Source organism: Burkholderia sp. KCJ3K979 (assembly GCF_016759955.1).
Lineage (GTDB): Bacteria > Pseudomonadota > Gammaproteobacteria > Burkholderiales > Burkholderiaceae > Burkholderia > Burkholderia orbicola.
The window spans coordinates 1-8,418 of the sequence record NZ_JACFYV010000261.1; the positions used below are offsets into that span (position 1 = coordinate 1).

The 8,418-nt window shown below is 69.8% G+C and carries 6 protein-coding genes and 1 pseudogene; 4 read left to right on the forward strand and 3 right to left on the reverse strand.

Annotation, left to right across the window (positions count from 1 at the left end; all coding sequences use genetic code 11):
- Positions 1-65: 65 nt before the first annotated feature.
- The 3 genes from H3O04_RS31610 to H3O04_RS31620 form a co-directional block, all read right to left on the reverse strand.
- Positions 66-299: a 2Fe-2S iron-sulfur cluster-binding protein gene (locus H3O04_RS31610; RefSeq protein ID WP_202589191.1), complete on the reverse strand. Its 234-nt coding sequence runs from the start codon at positions 297-299 to the stop codon at positions 66-68.
- Between the two features lie 354 nt (positions 300-653).
- Complete coding sequence (locus H3O04_RS31615) at positions 654-1,781, reverse strand: FAD-dependent oxidoreductase (RefSeq protein WP_202589192.1); 1,128 nt, start codon at positions 1,779-1,781, stop codon at positions 654-656.
- A complete protein-coding gene (locus tag H3O04_RS31620) occupies positions 1,778-2,710 on the reverse strand; it encodes a 4-hydroxyproline epimerase (RefSeq protein WP_124476428.1) in 933 nt (310 codons plus the stop codon). Before H3O04_RS31620 ends, H3O04_RS31615 begins: the two co-directional genes overlap by 4 nt.
- A 251-nt stretch (positions 2,711-2,961) precedes the next feature.
- Between H3O04_RS31620 and H3O04_RS31625 the strand changes: the two are divergent.
- From H3O04_RS31625 to H3O04_RS31640, 4 genes and pseudogenes are all read left to right on the forward strand, one after another.
- Positions 2,962-3,873 (forward strand): annotated as a pseudogene (locus tag H3O04_RS31625) (dihydrodipicolinate synthase family protein); the annotation flags it as partial.
- A 241-nt stretch (positions 3,874-4,114) separates the two neighbouring features.
- Complete coding sequence (locus tag H3O04_RS31630) at positions 4,115-5,740, forward strand: APC family permease (protein WP_124476398.1); 1,626 nt, start codon at positions 4,115-4,117, stop codon at positions 5,738-5,740.
- 83 nt (positions 5,741-5,823) lie between these two features.
- Positions 5,824-7,416: an aldehyde dehydrogenase (NADP(+)) gene (locus tag H3O04_RS31635; RefSeq protein WP_202589193.1), complete on the forward strand. Its 1,593-nt coding sequence runs from the start codon at positions 5,824-5,826 to the stop codon at positions 7,414-7,416.
- Positions 7,409-8,418, forward strand: a 1,010-nt coding sequence (locus H3O04_RS31640) for an Ldh family oxidoreductase (protein WP_202589194.1), incomplete at its 3' end; no start/stop codon positions are given. The genes H3O04_RS31635 and H3O04_RS31640, both read left to right, overlap by 8 nt.

Below are 8,418 nucleotides of genomic sequence, written 5' to 3' on the forward strand. Positions count from 1 at the left end.
CGCGGCCGACAGGCCCGCCGGGCCCGCGCCGACGATCGCGACGTCGACGCTCGGTCGTTCCTGTTTCATCGCGTGCGCTCCACCTGCATGCCGTCGCGGCACAGCGTCTGGCACGCCAGCCGGCGCCGGCCGTCGATCGTCATCCGGCATTCCTGGCAGATGCCCATCCCGCAAAGCGGCGCACGCGCCGCACCCGTGCACGACACGCGCGTCGTGTCGTCGCCGCTCGCCGCAACGGCGGCCGCGACGGTCGCACCGTCGGTCACCGTCAGCGCGCGGCCGTCCAGATGAATGATCATGTCAGCCTCCGCCGGGCCGCCCCAAGGGCGTAGCAGGGAATTCGCAGAGCATCGCTCTGCGCCTGCGTAGCCGGCCGGCTTTGCAAAGCCGGCCGTGGGCGGCTGACCGCCCCCGCGGGGGGCAGCGAACAAAGTGAGCGTGGGGGTCGTTTCATCTCAGCCTCCACCGGGCCGCCCCAAGGGCGTAGCAGGGAATTCGCAGAGCATCGCTCTGCGCCTGCGTAGCCGGCCGGCTTTGCAAAGCCGGCCGTGGGCGGCTGACGGCCCCCTCGGGCGGTGCCTTGCATGGGACCGGAGTAAGCGCTGAAGCGCCAACTCCGGTCGACAGCGAATGAAGTAAGCATGGGGGTCGTTTCATGTCAGCGCTCCGGCCAAGGAGGACGCGGCGAGGAAGCGTCCCGGCAAATACGGTTCGATATCGATGGGCGGCCGCTCGCCGGCCATCAGCGCGGCGACGAGCCGCGCACTGCCCGGCGCGGTCGTCACGCCGAGTCCTTCGTGGCCGACCGCGAGCCACACGCCCGGCCGCGCCGGGTGCTCGCCGAGCAGCGGCAGGCCGTCGGGGCTCGCGGATCGGAAACCCGTCCACGCGCGGATGCCGTTCAGGTCGGCCAGATCCGGCAAGTAGCCGACCGCGCGACGCAGCATGCGCGCGAGCACGGGCGGCTCGACCTGCGCGTCCTCGGTGTCGAACTGGCGCGACGAGCCGATCAGCAACTGGCCGGTCGGCCGTGGCTGCACGTTGAACGCGACCGACGTGCCGTCGCTCGCGTGCGCGCTCGCCGCATAGCCGAGCTCGACGAGTTGATGCGATACGTGGCCCGGATAGCGGTCGGTAATCAGCAGATGGCCCTTTTTCGGGCGCAGCGGCAGTTCGGGCAGCAGCGTGCGCGCCGCGACGCCGTTCGCCACCAGCACACGCTGCGCGCGCAGCACGTCGCCGCTCGCGAGCGTCACGCTCGGGCCATCGACCGCGACGGCCCGCTCGCGGCGCAACGTGATGCGCGGCGCGCGCTGCAGCAGCCAGTTCGCGGTGACGGGCGCATAGAGAATCGCGTCGCCGGGAATCTTCAGCGCGCCGCCAAGCCCGGCGCGCAGCATCGGCTCCAGTTGCGCGAGCGCCGCCGCGTCGATCAACTCGCCGGCCACGCCGTGCGCGGCGAGCGTCGCCTGCTTCGCGCGCGCCAGATCCATTTCGTGTGCATCGGCCGCGAGCCACAGCGTGCCGCAGTTGCGGTATGCGCAGCCTTCCGGCATCTCGCTGCTCAACGCACGCCACAGTTCGATCGAGTAATGGCTCAGCGCGAGCTCGGCCGCGTTGTCGTCCATCGCGACGAGGTGGCCCATGCCCGCGCCGGTCGCGCCGCCGCTCGCGTCGTCGACGACGAGCACGCGCAGCCCGCGCTGCGCGAGTTCGTGCGCGCAGGCCGCGCCGACGATGCCGGCGCCGATCACGACGACGTCGGTCTTCGTTTCGCTCACGACCCGATGCCCCAGCCGAACGGATCGTCTTCGTCGATCAGCAGCGTCGCTTCCGCGCTCAGATGCGCACTGCCGCGAATCGTCGGCACGATGCCGCCGTCGACCCGCTCGTAGCTCGCATGGAACACGCTGCCGATCACGCTCGCCTGCCGCCACACGGCGCCCGGCGCGAGCTTGCCGTCGGCCGCGAGGCACGCGAGCTTCGCGCTGGTGCCGGTACCGCACGGCGAACGGTCGTACGCGAGGCCCGGGCACAGCACGAAGCTGCGGCTGTCGTGCTCGGGATCGTCGGCGAACAACTCGATGTGATCGATTTCGCCGCCGTTCGCGCCGGTGATGCCCGCGCGTTCGAGCCCTTCGCGCACGGCCGACGCATACGCGGTGAGCGCCGCGACGTTGTCGCCGGCGACGCGCTGCCCGTGGTCGCTGATCAGGAAGAACCAGTTGCCGCCCCATGCGATGTCGCCCTTCACGGGGCCGTATCCCGGCACGTCGAGCGCGACGCCCTGCGCGTGACGATATGCGGGCACGTTGCGCACGCTGACCGACAGGTCGTCGTGCAGCGTCGCCTCGACGGTGCCGACCGGCGTCTCGATCCGGTGCACGCCGGGCGCGATGCGCCCCATGTGATGCAGCGTGCGCACGACGCCGATCGTGCCGTGCCCGCACATCCCGAGATAGCCGCTATTGTTGAAGAAGATCACGCCGGCCGCCGCGTCGGGCGCCACCGGGTCGCACAGCAGCGCGCCGACCATCACGTCGCTGCCGCGCGGCTCGAGGATGCACGCGGTGCGGTAACGATCGTGCTCGCGCGCGAGCACGTCGCGGCGCTCGGCCATCGTGCCGCGGCCGAGCGATGGAAAGCCGGACACGACGAGCCGAGTGGGTTCGCCGCCCGTGTGCGAATCGATGATCTGGATGCGCTTCATCATGAGCCGTCCGAAGTGGGGAAAGGAGCATAGCTTCCTCCGTCGCGCGTCCGTCCGCTTGTGGCTTTTCGATGAGGACGACGACGAAATCGGCATAGTGCGACGCGCCCCTCCCGCCCCTGCCGACCGCTGTGCCGATTTCGTCATTTTGCTCCGCGATACGACTCAAGCGTGATGGGCGTTTGCGCGGCGATACTGGTTGCCACACCGACACACCCGTCGGCCGACCGATACGAACGTAGGAGATTTCAGTGAGCCGCAAAGCCATTCAATGGACCGGGGTTTTCCCGGCCGTCAGCACCCAGTTCAAGCCGGACTTTTCCCTCGACATCGACGCCACGCACCGCGTGGTCAAGAACCTGGTGAACGACGGCGTGTCGGGCCTCGTGGTCTGCGGCACGGTCGGCGAAAACACGTCGCTGTCGACGAGCGAGAAGCTCCAGGTGATCGAGGCCGCGCGCGACGCGGCCGGCGGCAAGATTCCGGTGATCGCCGGCATCGCCGAATTCACGACCGAATTCGCGCGCAACACGGTGCGCGAAGCGCAGCGCGTCGGCGTCGACGGCGTGATGGTGATGCCCGCGCTCGTCTACTCGGCGAAGCCGCACGAAACCGCCGCGCACTTCCGCGCGGTAGCAACGAGCACCGACCTGCCGGTGATGGTCTACAACAACCCGCCGATCTACAAGAACGACGTGACGCCCGACGTGCTGATCGCGCTGCAGGATTGCGAGAACATCGTCTGCTTCAAGGATTCGTCGGGCGATACGCGCCGCTTCATCGACCTGCGCAATGCGGTCGGCGATCGCTTCGTGCTGTTCGCGGGCCTCGACGACGTCGTGGTCGAGAGCATCGCGGTCGGCGCCGAAGGCTGGGTGTCGGGCATGTCGAACGCGTTCCCGAAGGAAGGCGAGACGTTGTTCCGCCTCGCGAAGCAAAAGCGCTTCGACGAAGCACTCGCGCTGTATCGCTGGTTCATGCCGCTGCTGCACCTCGACGCACGCCCCGACCTCGTGCAGTGCATCAAGCTGTGCGAGGAACTGGTCGGCCGCGGCAGCGCGATCACGCGTCCGCCGCGCCTCGCGCTGCAAGGCGACACGCTCGCCGAAGTGGAGGCCATCGTCGCGAAGGCGCTCGACACGCGCCCGGCGCTGCCCGACGTCGATCAGAGATCGACGCCCCTGCGGCGGCGCGCGGGCATTGCGCCTGCGCGCCGCCGTCTCCGGTCCGGCATGGCCTGCTGGCCCGTTCGCCGCGGCGCCAGAGCGTGCCGCGCGTGAATGCCCCGCAGCCCGCCCCGGTCGCTCGAACCGGGCGTCGCCGGCCGACAGGCAGGCGCCGCGGCTCCGTCGGAGCGCGGCGCACCTCAAGCCTGTGCCGCTATTCCCTCCAGGAGACACGCCCATGCCAGGCCAAGGCAACGCACACCCGTCTGTCCCGCTTTCCCGTTCCGCGCACCCCGGCGCGGGTCACGGCAAGTTCAAGAAACAGCTGTCGCTGACCGATCTCACGTTCATCGGTCTCGGCGCCATTTTCGGTTCGGGGTGGCTGTTCGCCGCGAGTCACGTATCGACGATCGCGGGCCCGGCCGGCATCTTCTCGTGGCTGCTCGGCGGCTTCGCGGTGCTGCTGCTCGGGATCGTCTACTGCGAGCTCGGGGCCGCGCTGCCGCGCGCGGGCGGCGTGGTGCGCTACCCGGTGTTCTCGCACGGCCCGCTGCTCGGCTACCTGATGGGCTTCATCACGCTGATCGCTTTCTCGAGCCTGATCGCGATCGAAGTCGTCGCCGCGCGCCAGTACGCGGCCGCATGGTTTCCGGGCCTGACGGTCGAAGGATCGAGCGACCCGACCACCGTCGGCTGGCTCGTGCAGGCCGCGCTGCTCTGCTTCTTCTTTTACCTGAACTATTCGAGCGTGAAGACGTTCGCGAAGGCGAACAACATCATCAGCGTCTTCAAGTTCATCGTGCCGCTCGCGGTGATCGGCGTGCTGTTCACGTTCTTCAAGCCCGCGAACCTGACCGTGCACGGCTTCGCGCCGTTCGGCATGCCGGGCATCGAGATGGCCGTGTCGGCCGGCGGCATCATCTTCGCGTATCTCGGGCTCACGCCGATCGTGTCGGTCGCGAGCGAGGTACGCAATCCGCAGCGCACGATCCCGATCGCGCTGATCCTGTCGATCCTGCTGTCGACGCTGATCTACGTGCTGCTGCAACTCGCGTTCATCGGCAGCATCCCGACGGCCATGCTCGCCGCCGGCTGGCACGACGTGAGCAAGGCGTTCTCGCTGCCGTACCGCGACATCGCGCTCGCGCTCGGCGTCGGCTGGCTCGCGGTGATGGTCGTCGCCGACGCGATGATCTCGCCGAGCGGCTGCGGCAACATCTACATGAACGCGACGCCGCGCGTGGTCTACGGCTGGGCCAAGACGGGCACGTTCTTCAAGGTGTTCACGCGCGTCGACGAAGCGTCGGGCATCCCGCGCGCGGGCCTGTGGCTCACGTTCGGCCTCGCGATCTTCTGGACGCTGCCGTTCCCGTCGTGGGAAGCGCTGATCAACATCGTGTCGGCCGCGCTGGTGCTCAGCTATGCGGTCGCCCCGGTGTCGGTCGCCGCGCTGCGCCGCACCGCGCCCGACCTGCCGCGGCCGTTCCGCGCCAGCGCGTTCGGCCTCACCGGCCCCGCGTCGTTCGTGATCGCCGCGCTGATCGTCTACTGGTCGGGCTGGAGCACGGTGTCCTGGCTGCTCGGCCTGCAGATCGTGATGTTCGCGATCTATCTCGCGTGCCGCCGCTGGGTGCCGACCGCGCACCTGAGCCTCGCCGAGCAGGTGCGTTCGTCCGCGTGGCTGATCGCGTTCTATGCGGCGATGATCGTGCTGTCGTATCTCGGCGGCTTCGGCGGCACCGGCCGGCTCGCGCATCCGTACGACACGGTCGTCGTCGCGGCCGTCGCGCTCGTCATCTACTACTGGGGCGCGAACACCGGCGTGCGCGCCGACAAGCTGCAACTCGACGACGACGAGAACTGACGCGCCCGCGCCCTTTTCCCGCCCTTTTCCCCTTCCATCGGCCGGGCGCAGCACGCCCGGCCCTGCTTTTTCCGAGGAAAACCATGCAACTCACAGGTCAGCTCCTGATCGGCCAGTCGGCCGTCGCCGGACAGAACGGCACCCTCCACGCGCTCGCCGCCGCGACCGGCGAACCGCTCGAACCGGCGTTCGGCGGCGCGAGCCTGCACGACCTGGAAACGGCGTGCGCACTCGCCGACGACGCGTTCGACACCTATCGCGAAACGTCGCTCGAGGCACGCGCCGCGTTCCTCGACGCGATCGGCCGCCACATCATGGCGCTCGGCGACGACCTGATCGAGCGCTGCGTCGTCGAAACGGGGCTGCCACGTGCACGCATCGAAGGCGAACGCGGCCGCACGGTCGGCCAGCTCGCGCTGTTCGCGTCGCTCGTGCGGGACGGCGGTTTTCTCGATGCGCGCATCGATCCGGCGCGCCCCGAGCGCAAGCCGCTGCCGCGTGTCGACCTGCGCCTGCGCAACGTCGCGCTCGGGCCGGTGGCCGTGTTCGGCGCGTCGAACTTCCCGCTCGCGTTCTCGGTGGCCGGCGGCGACACGGCGTCGGCGCTGGCGGCCGGCTGCCCGGTGATCGTCAAGGCGCATTCCGCGCATCCGGGCACGTCCGAACTCGTCGGCCGCGCGATCCAGCAGGCCGCGCGCGAATGCGGGATGCCGGCCGGCGTGTTCTCGCTGCTGTTCGACGCGTCGCGCGAGATCGGCCAGGCGCTCGTCGCCGATCCGCGCATCAAGGCCGTCGGCTTCACCGGGTCGCGCCGCGGCGGCGTCGCGCTGATGCATATCGCGGCCGCGCGGGCAGAGCCGATCCCCGTCTATGCGGAAATGAGCTCGATCAATCCCGTGCTGCTGTGTCCGGCCGCGCTCGAGGCCCGTCACGACACCATCGCACCGCAGTTCGTCGCGTCGCTCGCGCTCGGCGCCGGGCAGTTCTGCACGAACCCGGGCCTCGTACTCGCGGTCGACGGCCCCGCGCTGCGCGCATTCGAGGCCGCGGCCGCCGATGCCGTGCGTGCCGTCGCCGCGCAGACGATGCTGACACCGCACATCCACGCGAGCTATGCACGAGGCGTCGCGGCGCTGCGCGATCACTCGGCCGTTGAGCTGCTGGCCGAAGGCGTCGAAGGCGGCCGTCATCAGGCGCGCGCGGCGCTGTTCGCAACCTCTGCGGACGCGTTCATCGCCCACCCCGAACTGCGCGACGAAGTATTCGGCCCCGCTTCGCTGATCGTGCGCTGCCCGGACGCCGACACGCTGCATCGCGTGCTGAAATCGCTCGAAGGCCAGTTGACGATCGCCGCGCATCTGGCCGATGGCGACGCGGCGCTGTTCGCCGCGCTGCGCCCGACGCTCGAACGCAAGGCCGGCCGTATTCTCGTCAACGGCTTCGGCACGGGCGTCGAGGTCGGCCACGCGATGGTGCACGGCGGCCCGTTCCCGGCGACGTCCGACACCCGCACGACGTCGGTCGGCGCCCGCGCGATCGAGCGCTTCCTGCGCCCCGTGTCGTACCAGGACCTGCCCGACGCGCTGCTGCCGGACGCGCTACGCAACAGCAATCCGCTGCGCGTACCGCAACGCATCGACGGCGTGCTCGTTTCGCGCGAGGTGAACCATGGCTGAGCCCACCACCGAAGTCGTCCTGTCGCTCGACGAAGTCCACACGCTCGCGCTGCGCGTGCTGACGCACCACGGAATGTCCGACGCGCATGCGCGTGCCATCGCGAACGTGATCACGCAGGGCCAGCGCGACGAATGCCATTCGCACGGCGTGTACCGGCTGCTCGTCTGCGTGCGGTCGCTGAGGAAAGGCAAGGTCGATCCGCAGGCCGTGCCGACGCTGCGCCGGCTGTCGTCGTCGATCGTCGCGGTCGATGCGCATCGCGGCTTCTCGCTGCTGAGCTTCGAGACCGGGCTGCCCGTGCTGGTCGAGATGGCGAAGCAGCACGGCATCGCCGCGATGGCGATCAACCACTGCTATCACTTCTCCGCGCTGTGGCCCGAGGTCGAGGCGATCGCGGCCGAAGGGCTGGTCGGCATCGCGATGAACCCGAGCCATAGCTGGGTCGCCCCGGAAGGCGGCCGCGAGCCGGTGTTCGGCACCAACCCGATCGCGTTCGCGTGGCCGCGCCCGCGCGGCGAGCCGTTCGTGTTCGATTTCGCGACGAGCGCGATCGCGCGCGGCGACATCGAGCTGCACGCGAAGCAAGGCAAGGCGATTCCGCCGCACTGGGCGATCGACGCGGACGGGCAGCCGACCACCGACGCGAAGGCCGCGCTGCAAGGCGCGATGCGCACGTTCGGCGGCCACAAGGGTTCGGCGCTCGCGGCGATGGTCGAGCTGCTCGGCGGCGCGCTGATCGGCGACATGACGAGCCGGGAATCGATGGACTTCGACGAAGGCGTCGGCGCGACGCCGTGCCACGGCGAACTCGTGATCGCGTTCGATCCGAAGGTGTTTCTCGGCGACGATCTCGACGCGGGGCTCGCGCGCGGCGAGCGGATGTTCGAATCGATCGTCGCGCAGGGCGCGCGGCTGCCGTCGCAACGGCGCTTCGACGCCCGTGCGCGCAGCATCGCGAACGGCGTGCGGATTCCGAAGGCGCTGTACGACGAGATCCTGAC

What these genes read in the sequence shown, in the direction of transcription:
- H3O04_RS31610 (WP_202589191.1), bottom strand. Translation starts at nt 299, where the DNA reads ATGATCATTCATCTGGACGGCCGCGCGCTGACGGTGACCGACGGTGCG.
- H3O04_RS31620 (WP_124476428.1), bottom strand. Translation starts at nt 2,710, where the DNA reads ATGAAGCGCATCCAGATCATCGATTCGCACACGGGCGGCGAACCCACT.
- H3O04_RS31630 (WP_124476398.1), top strand. Translation starts at nt 4,115, where the DNA reads ATGCCAGGCCAAGGCAACGCACACCCGTCTGTCCCGCTTTCCCGTTCC.
- H3O04_RS31635 (WP_202589193.1), top strand. Translation starts at nt 5,824, where the DNA reads ATGCAACTCACAGGTCAGCTCCTGATCGGCCAGTCGGCCGTCGCCGGA.